The following is a 15,335-nucleotide window of genomic DNA, read 5'->3' on the forward strand; positions in this document are numbered from 1 at the left end:
CACGTGACCGCCACGTGACCGGCGGCCCGTGCCGGTCCGGCGCGCGAGCGCGCGCCGGACCGGTGGGGCGGCCCGTCAGGCTCCGGTCAGCCCCAGCCGGCAGGACTCGCCGGGTTCGATGGTGACGGTCCGGTCGGGCAGCACCAGGCGGACGGGGGCCTCGGCGGAGACGGGCAGGCCGATGCTCAGTTCCTCCGAGCGCATCCGCACCCGCACGCCCCAGTGGTGCCGGTAGCGCAGGGTGAAGCCGAACTCCGACAGCTCCGGGATCGGCGCCGGGTCCAGCCACAGGGCGTCCTCGCGGGTCTCCAGACCGGTCAGTCCGCGCTGCACCAGGTCCAGCGTCCCGGCCATGGCGCCCAGGTGGATGCCCTCGGGGGTCGTGCCGCCCTGGATGTCGGCGACGTCGCTGATGAGCGCCTCCTGTACGTACGTCCACGCCTCGGGACGGCGCACCCGGGCCAGCACCCAGCCGTGCACCAGAGAGCTCAGGGTGGACCCGTGGCTGGTGCGGTGCAGGTAGTAGTCGACCGTGCGGTGCCACAGGTCGTCGTCGAGGGTGTGGCCGAGCCGCCGGAACAGTCGGGCCAGTTCGGAGGGCGAGAACAGGTAGCCGAGCATCAGCGCGTCGGCCTGCTTGGACGCCTGGTAGCGGTTGACCGTGTCGCCCTCGGCCTCCAGGATCCGGTCCAGCCGGCGGATGTCGCCGTACTTCTCCCGGTACCCCTCCCAGTCCAGTTCGGCCAGGTCCCCGTAGCCGTCGAACTGGCTGATGACACCGTTGTGGAAGGGCACCCGCAGCCGCCGTGAGACGTCCTCCCAGCGTTCGACCGTCTCGCCGTCCAACCCCAGCTCCTCGCGCAGTTCGCGACCGCGCGGCTCGGGGAGCTCCTTCAGCAGGTCCAGGGCGCGGGCGATCGTCCAGGCGGCGGTGACGTTGGTGTAGGCGTTGTCGTCCAGGCCCGGCCGGTCGGTGTCCGGGTAGGCCTCGTGGTACTCGTCGGGGCCGACCACCCCGAGGATGCGGTAGCGCTCGTGGTCGGGGTCGTACCGGGCCGCGCTCGCCCAGAACTGGGCGATCCGCAGCAGCATCTCGGCGCCCCTGGAGTGCAGGAAGTCGGTGTCGCCGGCGGCCTGCCAGTACTGCCAGACGTTGTAGGCGATGGCCGAGCCCACGTGGTGCTGGAGCCGGGAGTGGTCCGGCAGCCAGCGGCCCGAGCGGGGGTTCAGGTGGAGCGTCTGGGTCTCCTCCCGGCCGTCGCTGCCGCTCTGCCACGGGTACATCGCCCCGGCGTACCCGTGGGCCTCGGCGGTGCGCACGGCCTCGGGCAGCCGCCGGTACCGGTAGCTCAGCAGGGCGCGGGAGACCTCCGGGAAGTGGATGTTCAGGTAGGGCAGGACGAACAGCTCGTCCCAGAAGACGTGCCCCCGGTACGCCTCCCCGTGCAGCCCTCGGGCGGGGACGCCCACGTCCAGGTCGGCGGTGTGCGGGGAGAGCGTCTGCAGGACGTGGAAGAGGTGCACCCGCAGGATGTGGCCCGCCTTGCCCGGCACCTCCAGGTCGGCGTGGCGCCACAGCTCCCCCCAGGCGGCGCGGTGGGTCTCCAGCAGGCCGGGGAAGCCGGGCGCGTGCTCGATGTCCTCCAGCGCCGCCTGCAACGGGTCGCTGATCGCCAGGTCGTGCGAGGTGTGGAGGGCCGCGACCTTCTCGACCGTGACGGGCTCCCCGGACCGGACGGCGAGGGTCAGCCGACGGGCGGGGCGCGGGGCCGTGGGGTCGTCGCGGACCGTCTCGGGCTCCCCGTCCGCGAGGCGGGTGCGGGCGGCCACGGCGACGCAGATCTCGGAGGTCGTGGTCTGGCAGTGCAGCCACAGGGTGTCGGGGTCGGCCGTGCCGGCCCGGTGGCCGGTCAGGTGGCGACCGTTGAGCGCGCGGTAGCGGGCGACGCCCGCGTTGACGACGCCGCCGTCGACGGCCGACTCGACCTCGATCGTCCCGGACCAGCCCTCCGCGGTGAACGTGGTGCGCAGGGCCGCCAGGTGCGGCTCGCCCATGTGGACCAGGCGGCTCTGCTCGACGCGCAGCCGCCGTCCCCGGGCGTCCTCCAGGAGGATCGCGCGGTTCAGGACGCCCTGCCTGAGGTCCAACTCCTGCCGGTACTCCAGGAGTCCGTCCCCGTCGGGGGTCCACCAGGGCGGTCCGGGGCCGTCCTCGGGACGCGGTCCGGGGCCGTCCGTGATCCTGAAGCGCAGGGGCAGCCAGTTGGGGAGGTTGACCATGTCCTCGTTCTCGACCTCGCGGTCCCCCACGGTGGACGCCAGGCGGTTGTAGCAGCCGGCCACGTACGTGCCCGGGTAGTGCACCTCGCCGGCGTCGGTCTCCGGCGCCGCGCCGCGCGTCGCGAAGTAGCCGTTGCCCAGCGTGCACAGGGCTTCTCGCAGCCGCTCCTCGGTAGGGTCGTAGCCCTCGTACCCCCACACCCACTGTTCCACGGTCTCAGCTCTCCTCGTCGCGCCGGCCGGTGTCCCGCCGGCCGGGGTTCTCCTCACCGGGGTCGTCCCCGGGTTCGGTCAGCAGCTCCGCCAGGTCGCGCACGACCACGTCGGCGCCGTGTTCGCGCAGGTCCTCGGCGCTGGTGGGGCCGGCCGTCCGGTCCACCCCGACGACCAGGCCGAAACCGCCCCGGCGTCCCGCCTCGACGCCGGCGAGCGCGTCCTCGACGACGGCCGCCTCCGCCGCGGGCACGCCCAGCCGCCGGGCGGCCTCCAGGAAGACGGCGGGGTCCGGCTTGCCCGGCAGGTTCAGGCGGGCCGCCTCGTGACCGTCCACCACGGCGTCGAACGTCGCCCGCACCCCGGCGCCGGAGAGCAGTTCCCGGGCGTGCCGGGAGGCGGATATCACCGCCATGGGCATCCCCTCGCGGCGCAGGACGCGCAGCAGCCGCAGCGTTCCGGGCCAGGTGTCGACGCCGTGTTCCCGCAGCGCGTCGGTGAACAGCTTCTCCTTGCGGGCGGCAACGGCCCGGACGGTGTCGTCTCCCGGTGGGTCCTGCGGGGTGCCCATCGGCAGGTCCAGGCCCCGGGAGGCGAGGAAGGCGGCGGCTCCGTCGATGCGGGACCGTCCGTCCACGTGGCGCCGGTAGTCCTCGTCGACGTCGAAGGGGCGGAATCGGTCTTGTGGGCCCGTCCTCGTGGCGCCGGAGCGTTCGCGCCACGTCTCCAGGCAGGTGTCGAAGGCCTTCTTCCACGCGGCGGCGTGGAGCCGGGCGGAGTCGGTGATCACCCCGTCGGTGTCGAAGATCACGGCCCGGACCCGGCGCAGGCACCGGGCCGGTGCGGCGGTCTCCTCCCGGTGGGCGGCCGGCCCCGGGGTCGTGGGGCCTCCGGGCTCGTAGGGACCGTTCTCCCGTGGTTCGGTGGCGGCAGACGACATGAGTCTCCGTCCGGTGGTCGGGTCAGATGTGCTCCGGTACGAGGGCGACCGGGCAGTCGGCGTGGTGGAGGACGGTGTGGTCGACCATCCCCAGTTGGAGGCCGAGGTGCTCCCGGCGACGGTGCGCTCCGACCACGAGCAGATCCGCGCCTTCGGACTCCTCCAGCAGCACCGCCCGGGTCGGGCCCTCCACGGCCCGCATCCGCAGGTCGACCCCGGAGTGGTCGCGGGCGACGGCGCGCAGGGCGCCGTCCACGTGCTCCAGGGCCTCCCGTTCGCGGAGCGCGGACGGGTTCCCCTGGATCAGCGGGTGTTTCCGCGCCTGGGTCGCCGGTCGGCGCCAGGCCCGTACGGCGTGCAGTTCGCAGTCTCGGGCCGCGGCCTCACGGAAGGCGAAGCGCGTGGTGGGCGCGTCCTCCGGCCCGTCTCCGACGGCGAGGACGATCCGTCCCCGTTTGCCCCGGCGGGCGGCTTCCCCGCCGCGTACGACGATCACCGGGCAGTCGGCGCGACCCGCCACCGACAGCCCCACCGAGCCCAGCAGCAGTCCGGCGATCCGGCCCCGGCCACGGGAGCCGACGACCAGGGCGAACGCGTTGCGGCCCGCGCGGACCAGGGCGTCCGCGGGGTCCTCGGTGAGGATGTCGGTGGTCGGTCGCACGCCGGGAGCGCGCCGGCGGGCGCGTTCCGCGGCGGCGGCCGTCAGATCCTCCGGCCGAGGCTCCTCCTCCGTCCACTCGGCGGAGGAGTGGAGCAGCCGCAGCGGCACTCCGTGGCGGACCGCCGCGTCCGCGGCCCAGTCCACCGCGTCCAGGCTGGACTCGGAGCCGTCGGCGCCCACCAGCAGGGGAAGTTCCACCGTCGCCTTCTCCTCTTTCTCCGGTCCCGCTCCGGTTCTGCTCCGCCTTCTTCGGCCTTTATCGGCCTTCTCTGGTCTTTCCGGTCTTATCCGGCCTTCTCCGGTCCGTGTTCCCCGCCGTGGCCGGGCCATCACCGGCCGGTTCCCGGGAACGGGGACCCATATACGGACCACCGAAACCCCGAAGAGGCGGTTCTCGGCCGGCTGTTCCCCGGTGCGTTCCGCGGGAACGGTTCACGGAGGTGGGTGCGGCACGGCGCCCTGTCCTCGGGCCGGTGCTCCCCCACACTGGTCGTGGCCGAGGCGAGGAGGCGCGGCATGCGAGTGGCACGGGACGCGCGGTGGCGGCGGTGGGCGCTCGCGCCGGTGGCGGGTGCGCTGCCGGCCCTGGCCTTCCCCGAGCCGTCCCTGTGGTGGTGGGCCCACGTCGCGCTGGTGCCGTGGCTGTTGCTGTTGCGGACGGCGGACGACGGGCGGCGGGCCGCCGTGGAGGGGTGGTTGGGCGGAGCCGGTTTCCTGCTGGCCGGCCACCACTGGCTGACTCCCAACCTGCACGTCTTCGTCGTGGTGGTGGCGGCCCTGCTGGGGCTGCTGTGGGCGCCCTGGGGGTGGCTGGCGCGGCGGCTGCTGGCGGGCTCGCCGACTCCCGGGCGGGCGGTCGCGGCCGTGGTGCTGGTGCCCTCGGCGTGGCTGGTGATCGAGCTGGTCCGCTCCTGGGAGTACCTGGGCGGGCCCTGGGCGCTGCTGGGGGCGAGTCAGTGGCAGGTGCCGCCCGCGCTGCGGCTGGCGTCGCTGGGCGGGGTGTGGCTGGTCACCGTGTGGGTGGTGGCCGTCAACACGGTGCTGACGCTGCTCGTCGCGGTGCCCCCGGCCCGCCGGGTGGCGGTGGTCGCCGCGGTGGTGTGCGCGCTGCTCCCGGCCGCGGCCTGGGCCTGGGCGCCGTCGCCGCGGCCCGCGGGAACCGTCCGGATCGCGGTGGTGCAGCCGGGCGTCGTGGTCGGGCCGGACGTGCGCTTCGACACCGGCGAGCGGCTGACCCGCGACCTGGCGGGCCGGGACGTGGACCTGGTGGTGTGGGGCGAGAGCAGCGTCGGCCACGACCTGGACGACCGTGCCGACCTGCGGGAGCGGCTGGCGGCGCTGTCCGCGCGCGTCGGGGCGCCGGTGCTGGTCAACGTGGACGCGCGGCGCTCGGACCGGCCGGGGATCTTCAAGAGTTCGGTGCTGGTCGACTCGGACGGGCCCACCGGGGACCACTACGACAAGATGCGCCTGGTTCCGTTCGGCGAGTACGTCCCGGCCCGTTCGCTGCTGGGCTGGGCGACGGCGGTGGGACGGGCGGCCGACGAGGACCGCGGGCGCGGCGACGCGCCGGTGGTGATGGACACCGGCGCGGTGCGCGTCGGTCCGCTGGTGTGCTTCGAGTCGGCCTTCCCCGACATGAGCCGGGCGCTGGCGCGCGACGGCGCGGGCGTGCTGGTCGCCCAGTCGGCGACGTCCTCCTTCCAGGGGAGCTGGGCGCCCGAGCAGCACGCCTCCCTGGCCGCGCTGCGGGCGGCGGAGACCTGGCGGCCGATGGTGCACGCCACGCTGACGGGGGTGAGCGCCGTGCACGGGCCGCGCGGCGAGCCGGTGGGCGAACGGCTGGGCACCGATCGGATCGGATCGGCGGTGTACGAGGTGCCGCTCGCCGCGGGCGCCAGCCCCTACGTGCGGTTCGGGGACTGGGTGGCCGCCGTCGCGGTGGCGGCGCTGCTGGTGTCGGGTGCCGTCGCGGCGGGCGGCCGGCTCCGGCGGGGGCCCGGTCGCGGGTCGGACGGCGCCCCGGTGGGGGCGGACGCGCGGCGGGGGCGGGAGCCGCTCACCCGTCCCGCTCCGTCACGGTGGTGACGATCCGTTCGCACAGTTCGTGGGTGCGCAGGGCGTCCTCGGCGCTCAGGTGCCTTCCGACGCGCACGGCGTCGAGGAAGGCCAGGGTGATCTGTTCGATGCCGCGCTGGCGGGCGACGGGCACCCAGTCCCCGCGGCGGCGGACGGTGGGCTGGCCCTTGTGGTCGACGATCTCCGCCAGGTTGAGGATCTGGCGTTTGGTGTCCTCCCCCGCGACCTCCAGGATCTCCTCGGCGCTGCCGCTCATCCGGTTCATCGTGCCGATGGCGGTGAAGCCGTCGCCGGACATCTGCAGCACCACGTGGTGCAGGAGCCCGTCGCGGATGCGGGAGCGGACGTCGATGTGCTCGGCCGGGCCGGGCAGCAGGAAGCGGAGGGTGTCGACGACGTGGATGAAGTCGTCGTAGACGACCACGCGCGGATCGGCGGCCAGCCCGACGCGGTTCTTCTGCATCAGGACCAGGTCGCGCGGGTGCTCCAGGCACTGGGCGTAGCCGGGGGCGTGGCGGCGGTTGAAGCCGACGGCGAGCGTGACGTGCCGCTCGTCGGCGAGGCGCACCAGCCGCTCGGCCTCCGCGTACTCGTAGGCGAGCGGCTTGTCGACGTACGTCGGCACCCCGGCCTCCAGCAGCCGGGCGACGATGCCCGGGTGCTCGGTGGTGGGGGCGTGGACGAACGCCGCGTCGGGGCGGGCGGCGAGCAGCGAGTCGAGGTCGGCGTGGCGCTGTCCGGTCGGGACGCGGTGGGCGTCCGCGACCCGGTCCAGGGTGGCGCGGGTGCGGGTGTGGAGGTGGAGTTCCAGCCCCGCTCGGGTGGCGAGCACCGGGAGGTACGCCTTCCGCGCGATGTCGCCGAGTCCGATCACACCGACCTTCACGGGGCCTCCCGGTGTCGCCGACGTCGCTGCCGTCGGTCCGCTTCCGTCTCCGTCTCCTGTGTCCCGGCAGCATACGGCTCCGGCGGTCGCCAGTCGGCGATGCCGTCGAGGCCGCGCAGGACCAGGCGCGGACCGATCCGGTCGAGGACGGCGACGGCCGCGGTGCGCAGCGCGAGGGCGGGCGGCGACGTGAGGGTGGTCAGCCGTCCGACCCGTTCGGAACGGCGCGCCACGGCCATGGTGCGGGGCAGCCGGTCGCGGGTGTAGGCGGCCAGGGCCGAGGGGGTCGACTCCGGGTCGGGGGCCGCGTGGTGGGCGAGGACGACGGCGTCCTCGACGGCCTGGCAGCCGCCCTGACCGAGGTTGGGCGTCATCGCGTGGGCGGCGTCGCCGAGCAGCGCGGTGCGGCCGAGGTGGTGGGCGGGCAGCGCGGCGGTGGTGCGGTACACGTCGCTCCGCAGGACGGCGGCGGGGTCCACCGCGGTGAGCAGGTCGGGCACGGGATGGTGCCAGTCGCCGAAGCGGCGCAGGAGTTCGGCCCGTTCGTCGTCCGGGGCCCTCTCCCCGGCGGGGACGACGGCGGTGGCGTAGGCGTACACCCGGCCGTCGCGCAGCGGGACGGTGCCCCACAGCGAGCCGCGACCCCAGGTCTCGTGGGGGCTGAAGGGACGTTCGGGTGCGGGGACGACGAAGCGCCAGGCGGTGAATCCGGCGTAGCGGGGCGCGGGGTGGTCGGGGAAGAGGGCCCGCCGGGCGGCGGAGCGGACGCCGTCGGCGGCGACGACGAGGTCGGCGGTGTGCTCCTGTCCGTCCGCGGTGCGCACGGTCGCGGGCGCCCCGGCCGCGCCCGGGTCGACGAGCTCGGCCGGGGTGCCGGTGCGGACGGCGCCCTCGGGGAGTCGGGCGGCGAGCAGGGCGACGAGTTCGGCGCGGTGGGCGACGACGACGGGGCCGCCGAAGCGCTCGGCCGCGGCCTCCTGGGTGGTGCGGGAGAGCCGGCGGCCGGACGGGGCGCGCAGGCCGCCCTCGCCCTGCCAGGCGGACATGGCCCGGACGGCGTCGCCGAGCCCGATGACGTCCAGGGCCCGTTGGGCGTTGGGGGCCAGGGCGATGCCCGCCCCGACGGGCTCCAGGGCGGGGGCGCGTTCGGCGACGGTGACCGCCCAGCCGCGGCGGTGCAGCGCCGCGGCGGCGGTCAGGCCGCCGATTCCCGCGCCGATGACGAAGGCTCGTGGCCGGTTCACGGCCGGTTCTCCTCCCGGTGTCGACGACCGGAACGCGGCACTACATCTGTAGTGCCACCGTGTGAGGCTACTACAGGTGTAGTGAGGGCGGTAGATTGGCCGCCATGGCTCCGAGCACCACCCCCCGCGGTGAACTGATCGCCGACACCGCGATCGACCTGCTGGCCGAACGGGGCCTGCGGGGTCTCACCCACCGTGCGGTGGACGAGGCGGCCGGACTGCCGCAGGGCTCGACCTCCAACCACGCGCGTACCCGCGAGGCGCTGCTGGAGGCGGCGGTGCGGCGGCTGGCCGTGCGCGAGGCGCGGGTGCTGAAGCCGCGGGAGATGCCCCGACCCGAGGACGGCCCGGCCGCGCTGGCCGACGCCCTGGCCCGGTCCCTCCACCGCTATCTGGCCCGCCACCGCCGGCTGGCGGTCGCCCGTTACGAGTTGGCGCTGGAGGCCACCCGGCGCCCCGCCCTGCGCGCCCTCTACGACCGGGAGGGCGGCGCCTTCCGCGAGCTCCTGGTGGCGATGATGGCCACGGCGGGGTCGGTCGAACCCGAGCGGCATGCTCTGTCACTGGTCGCCTGGTGCGACGGCGTGATGTTCTCCTGCACGGCGGGCTCCTACCACTCCACCGTGCCGACCCTGGAGGAACTGCGGGCCGGTCTCGACGAGGTGCTGCGGGGCATGCTGGGGCGCTGAGGCGCTCCTGGGCTGCCAAGCGCGTCACACCAGTCACACGAGCCACGCGAGTCACGGCAGCCCGCTGCCGTCACTCCTGCGGGGAGTTCCCGACGACCGTCGCGCAGAGCAGAGTGGTCGGGGTGCGACGTGTGAGACATGCCCTGTTCCTGGCCGGGGCGACCCTGACCCTGGTCTCGGGGGCCTCGGGCTGCGTGACGGTGGCAGGCGACCCGCCGGCGGGGACGGACCTCCCGCCGTCCCCCTCCGCCGACCCCGCGCCACCGGACCGGGAGGGGCGGCCACGGCACACTCCGGGCCCGGCGCGGGAAACCCTGGCGCGGGCGCCGAGCGAGACGGCCCGCCCCTCGGCGCCGGGCACCGCTCCCACGCGGCACGCCCCGCCGCCCGCCGGTGCCCGGAGCGCCCCACCGTCCGCCCGTCCGGCACCGGAGCGACCGCGTCGTCCACCGCGCGAGCGCGCCCCCTCCTCCGACCGGTCCGGGCTCGTCCCCGGAGGCGTTCCCGCCTGGCCCGGAACCGACGTGTGCGGGCTCGGCGAGACGTACGGCGGCTGGGACCCGGGCAGCGCGCAGGCGCGGGCCTGCAGGGAGGTCTACGGCGACTGACCGCCGGCGTCCGCGCCCCCGAGGCCGTCCGGGGCCGCCAGCCGTGCCTCCAGCCTGTCGATGGCGGCCTTGACGTCCACGCCGTACGCGTCGTCCGGCAACTCCGCCACCGCCCTCCTGGCGCGGGCCAGTTCGCGCCGGGCGGCGTCCGGGTCGCCGAGTCCGGCGTGGTCGGCCGCCAGACGCAGGTGCAGCGAGGGGTACAGGGAGCGCGCGGCCGACCGGTGCTCCTCCCCCGCCGCCCCGTCCCCGGTGAGCGCCTCGGCGGCGGCCAGCGCCCGCAGGTCCCACTCCAGGGCGGCGCCGGGATCGTCCTGGGTGGCGGCGAGGTAGTGGGCGACGGCGCAGCGGTGGAAGGGATCGCCCGCCTCGGCCGTCTCCTCCCACAGCAGCGCCAGTCGGTTGCGCGCCTCTTCCCGGTCCCCGCCCCGGTGCAGCATGACCGCCTGGCCGATCCGCACCGACACCGGGTCGTTCGACGTGCCCCCCGCCTCCTCCATCCCCTGCCACTGCTCCGCCACGGGCTCTCCTGTGTGTCGTGCCGCCGGTGCCGCTCCGACGCTAATCGGCGCGGGCGGCCGAGGGGATCAGGCTCCGGCGGCGGCGTCCCGCCCGTACCGCCGTGCCAGTGTCCCCACCGTCTCCGCCACCGCCGCGCGCAGTTCGGCGGGGCCGAGCACCTCGGCCTCCGCACCGAGCCGGAGCAGGTCGCCCACCGCCATGGCGGTGCTCTCCACCGGGAGGACCACCCGCACCCACCCCTCCTCGTCCGGCTCGCCCGCTTCCCGCGCCGCCCGTGCGCCCACCGCGCCGAACCACACGGGCAGCAGTCGCAGGGCGCGCGGTGAGACGCGCAGGTGCGCCTCGCCGTGCCAACGGCCGGCCTCCAGACGGCGGGAGACCCCGGCCCAGTGGGCGGCGAGGTCGAAGTCCGCGGGCCGCTCGAAGCGTTCGCCGGTGACGTCGAGATCGAGGATGCGCGAGACCCGGTAGGTGCGCATGCTCCTCGCGGAATCCCCGTCGGGCTCCGCCGGGCCGTGCTCGGGGCCGTCCTCGGTGCCCTCTCCCGAGCGCGCGACCAGGTACCGGATGCCGCCCTTGAGGACGAGGCCGAGCGGGTGCAGCTCGCGGCGCACCTCGCCGCGCAGGCGGCGGTAGCGGACGCGCAGCGCCCACTGCTCCCAGACGGCCTCGGCGACGCGGGCCAGGTGCGGCACGGGATCGACGTCCCGGAACCACGCGGGGGCGTCGAGGTGGAAGCGCTCCTGGACACGGTGGGTGCGCTCGGCCGGTCGTGCGGGGAGCGCGGCGCGCAACTTGAGCCGGGCGGTGGCCAGTTCGGCGCCCAGTCCCAGCTCGGCCGCGGCGGCGGGCATGCCGGCGAGCCAGAGGGAGTCGGCCTCCTCCCCGGTGAGCCCGGTCAGACGGGTGCGGTAGCCCTCCAGCAGGCGGTAGCCGCCGTCCGGCCCCCGGTCGGCGTAGACGGGCACACCGGCGGAGGCGAGCGCCTCGGCGTCGCGGTAGACGGTGCGGATCGAGACCTCAGGCTCGGCGGCGAGTTCGGACGCGTTCATCCGGCCCCGGCTCTGGAGCAGGAGCAGCATCCGCAGAAGGCGGTCGGCGCGCATGGCGCCAGTCTGCCCGCCGTACCTGACAGGAGGTGTCAGGTACGGCGGCGACAGTGGTGACGTCCGGCGCGGGAAGGCCCGCGCCCCGGCCGAGAGGGTTCCATGAGCACGCACACCACCGGCAGCTTCACCTTCGCCGACTGGCAGGAGACCGTCCTCGCCGAGACCGAGGGCGGTCCGAAGGTGGCCAGGGCCACCGTCGTCAACCGCTTCACGGGTGGCATCGAGGCCGAGGGGACACTGTGCGCGTACACCATCGCCTACACCACCGGCGATCCACGGTCGACCGGGAGCTTCACCGGTCACGAGCTGATCACCGGCACCGTCGACGGCCGCAAGGGCAGCTTCGTCCTCGCCGAGCGCGGCACCTTCGACGAGGAGTGGACCACGCGCTGCGCCTTCGAGGTGGTGCCCGGCTCCGGCACCGGGGAGTTGGCCGGGCTGTGGGGGACGGGCGGCTTCACCGCGGTGCACGGCGAGCCGTCCGTCGCGTACACCTTCGACCACGCGCTGGACTGACGTGGGCCAGGCCCCGTGTGCGCCGCACGGGGCCCGACGGTCACTTCCCCAGGTCGGGAATGCACCAGTCGATCGGGGTGTGCCCCTGCGCCGCGATCGCCTCGTTGATCTGGGTGAAGGGACGGGAGCCGAAGAACTTCTTCGCGGACAGCGGGGAGGGGTGGGCGCCCTGCACCACCGCGTGCCGCTCGGTGTCGATCAGCGCGAGCTTCTTCCTCGCGTGGGCGCCCCACAGCACGAAGACGGCCGGGTCGGGCCGGGCGTCGACGGCGCGGATCACCGCGTCCGTGAACTTCTCCCAGCCCTTGCCCTTGTGGGAGTTGGGCTCGCCCTCCCGGACCGTCAGGACCGTGTTGAGCAGCAGCACACCCTGCTCCGCCCACGGCATCAGGTAGCCGTTGTCGGGGATCGGGCAGCCCAGCTCCGCCTGCATCTCCTTGTAGATGTTCCGCAGGGACGGCGGGATCCGCACGCCCGGCCGCACCGAGAACGCCAGCCCGTGCCCCTGCCCCTGGCCGTGGTAGGGGTCCTGACCGATGACCACCACCTTGACCCGCTCGTAGGGGGTGGCGTCCAGCGCCGCGAAGACCTCCTCACGGGGCGGGTAGACCGGCCCGCGCGCCCGTTCCGCCTCGACGAACTCGACGAGCTCCTCGAAGTACGGCTTCTTCAGCTCGTCGCCGAGTACGCCCTGCCAGGAATCGGGCAGCATGCCGTTCACGTGAGACAACCTCCGGTCGTGGTTCCGCGTTGCGCCTCAGAACCTACCGGTGACCACCGACAACGAAGCACCGGCGACGAGGCGGAGCGTCACCAGCTCTCCTTGCGGGAGAGCTCCCACAGCCTCATGATCGTCGAGGAGTCGATGCACCACTCCACGCCGGCGATGTCGTCGTGCGCGGCGATGTAGAGCTTGCCCTGCCACAGGGGCAGCAGTCGGGCGTCCTCGGCCAGGATCTCCTGCGCCTTGGCGAAGGTCTCGCCGGCCGCGCCGCGGTCGCTCTCCTTGCGGGAGCGGGGCAGCAGCGTGCCGGTCAGGGCGCTGTCCTCGTACGGGGCGCCGAGGGCGTTCTCCTTGCCGACGAACGGCGAGATGTAGTTGTCCGCGTCCGGGAAGTCCGGGAACCAACCACGGCCGAACACCGGGTACTTGCCACTCGCGATCCCCTTCTGGAACTCGCGCCACTCACGGCCTTCCAAGGTGACCTCGAACAGCCCCGACGCCTCGAGCTGCCGCTTGATCTCGGCGAACTCCTCGGCGGTGGTGGTCCCGTAACGGTCGGTGGTGTACCAGAGGGTCAGGCGGACCTTGTCGGTGATCCCGGCCTCGGCCAGCGTGGCCTTGGCCTTCTTCACGTCGGGGTCGCCGTACTCCTCGTAAAAGGCGCTGACGTGCCCGGTGATCCCGCCGGGGACCATGGAGTACAGCGGGGCGGCGGTGCGCTGGTAGACGTTGCGGACCAGGGCCTTGCGGTCGATGATCTGGGCCACGGCCCGGCGGATGGCCGGGTCGGCGACCTCCTCGTGCTCCGGGTTGAACACCAGGTAGCGGATCTCGGTGCCGTAGACCTCGTTGAGCTTGACGCCCGGGTAGTCGGTGCGGTTCTTGTCGAAGTCGGTGATCTGCTCGGGCGTCAGGCCGCGGTAGGTCAGGTCGAGGTCGCCGTCCTTGAACGCGTCGGCCATCTTCTCCGAGTCACCGAAGTACCGGACGGTGACGGCGTCGTTCTTGACGTCGGCGGCGCCGTTGTACTTCTCGTTCCGGATCAGGTCGACCTTCTCGCCGTCCTTGTACTCCTTGATGCGGTACGGTCCGGAGCCGCTGATCTCCTTCGAGGTCAGCAACCGGTCGGCCGGGTAGACGGCGGGGTCGACCAGGGAGGCGGCGGGGGTGGCGAGCACCAGCGGGAAGGTGGCGTCCGGCCGCTTGAGGTGGAAGATGACCGTCCGCTCGCCCGAGGTCTCTATTCGGTCGATGCTCTGCAGCAGTTGGGCGGGGCCGGTGTCCGCCTTGATGGCCAGGGTCCGCTCGAAGGAGTACTTCACCGCGTCGGCGTCCAGCGGGTTGCCGTTGGAGAACGTCAGGTCCTTCTTCAGGACACAGCGGTAGACGCTGCTGACGGTGTCGGTGAAGCTGCACCGCTGGGCGGCGTCGGGCTCGGGGTTCCCGCTGGAGTTCGGGAAGTGCACCAGCGTCTGGTAGACGTTGCGGAACAGCTCCCAGGAGCCGTCCCAGGCGCCGGCCGGGTCCAGGACGCTGGGCGTGCTCGCGGTGCCGACCACGATGACGTCGTCGTTCTCGCCTTCCCCGACCAGCGAACCGCATCCGGCGAGCAGGCTCGCCGTCACCACCACGGCCGCTCCTTTCAGGGGTTTGTCCTGGCTGAACACTTGTACGCTCCTCGGTCGGCGATGCCACTACTGCCTGGGGGTGCTGTGGGGGGAGTTCCATCGGCCGACGGGGCGGAGCATGGGCCGCGGTGCGCATGCCACCGCACGTGCGGCAGAACTTCGACTGGCCTGTCGTGCCGACGACTTGGCAGACCTTACCGCAGCATATGACGGAGCTGACAGGCTCATGGAACGAGCAGGATCGAGGGGTTTTCGACGGCCGGGAAGCGGGTGCGCCGTTCCGCCCGGACAGACCGGACAGATCCGCGGTGACCGGCGGGAACCGGGGAGTGCGAACGCCCCGGCACCGGCCGCCCGTCCAGGGCGGTCCGGCACCGGGGCGGTGGCCGGGCCGGGCCCTCTCCCGGTCGCGTCGGACGCGGCCGGGAGAGGGCCGGGGGAGGCCCTTACGGGGTCACTCCACGCCGGCGTTGAGGAACATCCCGCCGTCGAGCACGAGGGTCTGGCCGGTGATCCAGCCGGAGGCGTCGGAGGTGAGGAAGGCCGCGGCTCCCCCGATGTCCTCGGGCACGCCGAGCCGTCCCATCGGGTAGCGCTTGACGACCTCCTCCTCGCGTCCTTCGTAGAGCGCGGCGGCGAACCTGGTCTTCACCACGGCCGGGGCGATGGCGTTGACCCGTACCCTCGGCGCCAGTTCGTGCGCGAGCTGGAGGGTGAGGTTGACCATCGCGGCCTTGCTGATGCCGTAGGCGCCGATGAAGGGCGAGGCGGACAACCCGGCGACGGAGGCGATGTTGACGATGGTGCCGCCGTTCTCCTTCTGCCAGGCCGCCCAGGTCCGCTGGGCGAAGCCGAGCGCCGAGATCACGTTGGTCTCGAACACCTTGCGGGCGACGTCGAGGTCCACCTCGGCGATGGGCCCGAAGACCGGGTTGGTGCCGGCGTTGTTGACCAGGTGGTCGACGCGGCCGAACGCCTCCATGGTGCGCTCGACGGCCTCCGCTTGGTGGGCCTCGTCGTGCGCCTTGCCGGCGACGCCGATGGCCCGGTCCGAACCGAGCCGCTCGACGGCCTCCTTGAGCGCTTCCTCGTTGCGGCCGGTGATGCACACCCGGTCACCGCGGGCCACGAGCGCCTCGGCGACGCCGTAGCCGATGCCGCGGCTCGCCCCGGTGACGAGGGCGACCCTGCCGCTGTCCTGCTCTGCCATACCGTTTCCGTTCCTGGTGGGGTCGT

14 protein-coding genes are annotated in these 15,335 nt (G+C 73.9%); 4 read left to right on the plus strand and 10 right to left on the minus strand.

From position 1 onward, the window contains the following. Positions 1-75: 75 nt before the first annotated feature. The 3 genes from IF47_RS0105535 to IF47_RS0105545 are packed head-to-tail and all read right to left on the minus strand — an operon-like array spanning position 76 to position 4,292. On the minus strand, positions 76-2,493 hold the full coding sequence (locus IF47_RS0105535; RefSeq protein WP_031507079.1) for a glycoside hydrolase family 65 protein: 2,418 nt from the start codon (positions 2,491-2,493) through the stop codon (positions 76-78). Between the two features lie 4 nt (positions 2,494-2,497). Further along, positions 2,498-3,433, minus strand: a complete 936-nt coding sequence (locus IF47_RS0105540; protein ID WP_078591581.1) for an HAD family hydrolase — start codon at positions 3,431-3,433, stop codon at positions 2,498-2,500. Positions 3,434-3,455: 22 nt separating this feature from the next. After that, positions 3,456-4,292, minus strand: coding sequence for a universal stress protein (locus IF47_RS0105545; RefSeq protein ID WP_031507082.1), 837 nt, complete (start codon positions 4,290-4,292; stop codon positions 3,456-3,458). A 318-nt stretch (positions 4,293-4,610) separates the two neighbouring features. Between IF47_RS0105545 and lnt the strand changes: the two genes are divergently transcribed. Next, the gene (gene lnt, locus IF47_RS0105550) at positions 4,611-6,182 is read left to right on the plus strand and encodes an apolipoprotein N-acyltransferase (RefSeq protein WP_051717046.1); all 1,572 of its coding nucleotides are present in this window, start codon (positions 4,611-4,613) and stop codon (positions 6,180-6,182) included. Here the strand turns inward: lnt and IF47_RS0105555 are convergent. Together IF47_RS0105555 and IF47_RS0105560 are read right to left on the minus strand one after the other, a co-directional pair. After that, positions 6,154-7,059, minus strand: a complete 906-nt coding sequence (locus IF47_RS0105555) for a Gfo/Idh/MocA family protein (RefSeq protein WP_031507085.1) — start codon at positions 7,057-7,059, stop codon at positions 6,154-6,156. The two genes, lnt and IF47_RS0105555, sit on opposite strands and share 29 nt — an antisense overlap. Continuing rightward, positions 7,056-8,303, minus strand: a complete 1,248-nt coding sequence (locus IF47_RS0105560) for an FAD-dependent monooxygenase (protein ID WP_051717049.1) — start codon at positions 8,301-8,303, stop codon at positions 7,056-7,058. Before IF47_RS0105560 ends, IF47_RS0105555 begins: the two co-directional genes overlap by 4 nt. 104 nt (positions 8,304-8,407) lie before the next feature. Here IF47_RS0105560 and IF47_RS0105565 point away from each other — a divergent pair, with 104 nt between their 5' ends. Together IF47_RS0105565 and IF47_RS29180 are read left to right on the plus strand one after the other, a co-directional pair. After that, entirely contained in the window at positions 8,408-8,992 is a 585-nt protein-coding gene (locus tag IF47_RS0105565; protein WP_031507087.1) for a TetR/AcrR family transcriptional regulator, read from the plus strand. 131 nt (positions 8,993-9,123) lie between these two features. Then, the gene (locus IF47_RS29180; RefSeq protein WP_245641005.1) at positions 9,124-9,600 is read left to right on the plus strand and encodes a hypothetical protein; all 477 of its coding nucleotides are present in this window, start codon (positions 9,124-9,126) and stop codon (positions 9,598-9,600) included. On the opposite strand, the gene IF47_RS0105575 is transcribed toward IF47_RS29180, so the two are convergent. Next, entirely contained in the window at positions 9,588-10,100 is a 513-nt protein-coding gene (locus IF47_RS0105575) for a hypothetical protein (RefSeq protein ID WP_031507089.1), read from the minus strand. The two genes, IF47_RS29180 and IF47_RS0105575, sit on opposite strands and share 13 nt — an antisense overlap. An 87-nt stretch (positions 10,101-10,187) precedes the next feature. Beyond that, the gene (locus tag IF47_RS0105580; RefSeq protein ID WP_031507090.1) at positions 10,188-11,228 is read right to left on the minus strand and encodes a helix-turn-helix transcriptional regulator; all 1,041 of its coding nucleotides are present in this window, start codon (positions 11,226-11,228) and stop codon (positions 10,188-10,190) included. A gap of 102 nt (positions 11,229-11,330) precedes the next feature. Between IF47_RS0105580 and IF47_RS0105585 the strand changes: the two genes are divergently transcribed. Continuing rightward, the gene (locus tag IF47_RS0105585; RefSeq protein WP_031507092.1) at positions 11,331-11,747 is read left to right on the plus strand and encodes a DUF3224 domain-containing protein; all 417 of its coding nucleotides are present in this window, start codon (positions 11,331-11,333) and stop codon (positions 11,745-11,747) included. A 40-nt stretch (positions 11,748-11,787) separates the two neighbouring features. Here IF47_RS0105585 and IF47_RS0105590 read toward each other — a convergent pair whose 3' ends face one another. From IF47_RS0105590 to IF47_RS0105600, 3 genes are all read right to left on the minus strand, one after another. Further along, positions 11,788-12,459 carry a uracil-DNA glycosylase gene (locus IF47_RS0105590; protein ID WP_031507093.1) on the minus strand — a complete coding sequence of 224 codons (672 nt, stop codon included), beginning with the start codon at positions 12,457-12,459 and terminating at the stop codon, positions 11,788-11,790. 98 nt (positions 12,460-12,557) lie between these two features. Further along, entirely contained in the window at positions 12,558-14,138 is a 1,581-nt protein-coding gene (locus IF47_RS0105595) for an ABC transporter substrate-binding protein (protein ID WP_031507095.1), read from the minus strand. A 415-nt stretch (positions 14,139-14,553) separates the two neighbouring features. Further along, positions 14,554-15,309 (minus strand): SDR family oxidoreductase, encoded by a 756-nt coding sequence (locus IF47_RS0105600; RefSeq protein WP_031507097.1) that lies wholly within the window; start codon positions 15,307-15,309, stop codon positions 14,554-14,556. Positions 15,310-15,335 lie beyond the last annotated feature (26 nt).

This window comes from Streptomyces megasporus (assembly GCF_000718985.1).
GTDB lineage: Bacteria > Actinomycetota > Actinomycetes > Streptomycetales > Streptomycetaceae > Streptomyces > Streptomyces megasporus.

Excerpts from the sequence above, each read along its gene's own strand:
- IF47_RS0105575 (WP_031507089.1), bottom strand. The coding sequence starts at position 10,100 with ATGGAGGAGGCGGGGGGCACGTCGAACGACCCGGTGTCGGTGCGGATC.
- IF47_RS0105600 (WP_031507097.1), bottom strand. The coding sequence starts at position 15,309 with ATGGCAGAGCAGGACAGCGGCAGGGTCGCCCTCGTCACCGGGGCGAGC.
- IF47_RS0105565 (WP_031507087.1), top strand. The coding sequence starts at position 8,408 with ATGGCTCCGAGCACCACCCCCCGCGGTGAACTGATCGCCGACACCGCG.
- IF47_RS0105580 (WP_031507090.1), bottom strand. The coding sequence starts at position 11,228 with ATGCGCGCCGACCGCCTTCTGCGGATGCTGCTCCTGCTCCAGAGCCGG.
- IF47_RS0105540 (WP_078591581.1), bottom strand. The coding sequence starts at position 3,433 with ATGTCGTCTGCCGCCACCGAACCACGGGAGAACGGTCCCTACGAGCCC.
- lnt (WP_051717046.1), top strand. The coding sequence starts at position 4,611 with ATGCGAGTGGCACGGGACGCGCGGTGGCGGCGGTGGGCGCTCGCGCCG.
- IF47_RS0105585 (WP_031507092.1), top strand. The coding sequence starts at position 11,331 with ATGAGCACGCACACCACCGGCAGCTTCACCTTCGCCGACTGGCAGGAG.
- IF47_RS0105590 (WP_031507093.1), bottom strand. The coding sequence starts at position 12,459 with ATGCTGCCCGATTCCTGGCAGGGCGTACTCGGCGACGAGCTGAAGAAG.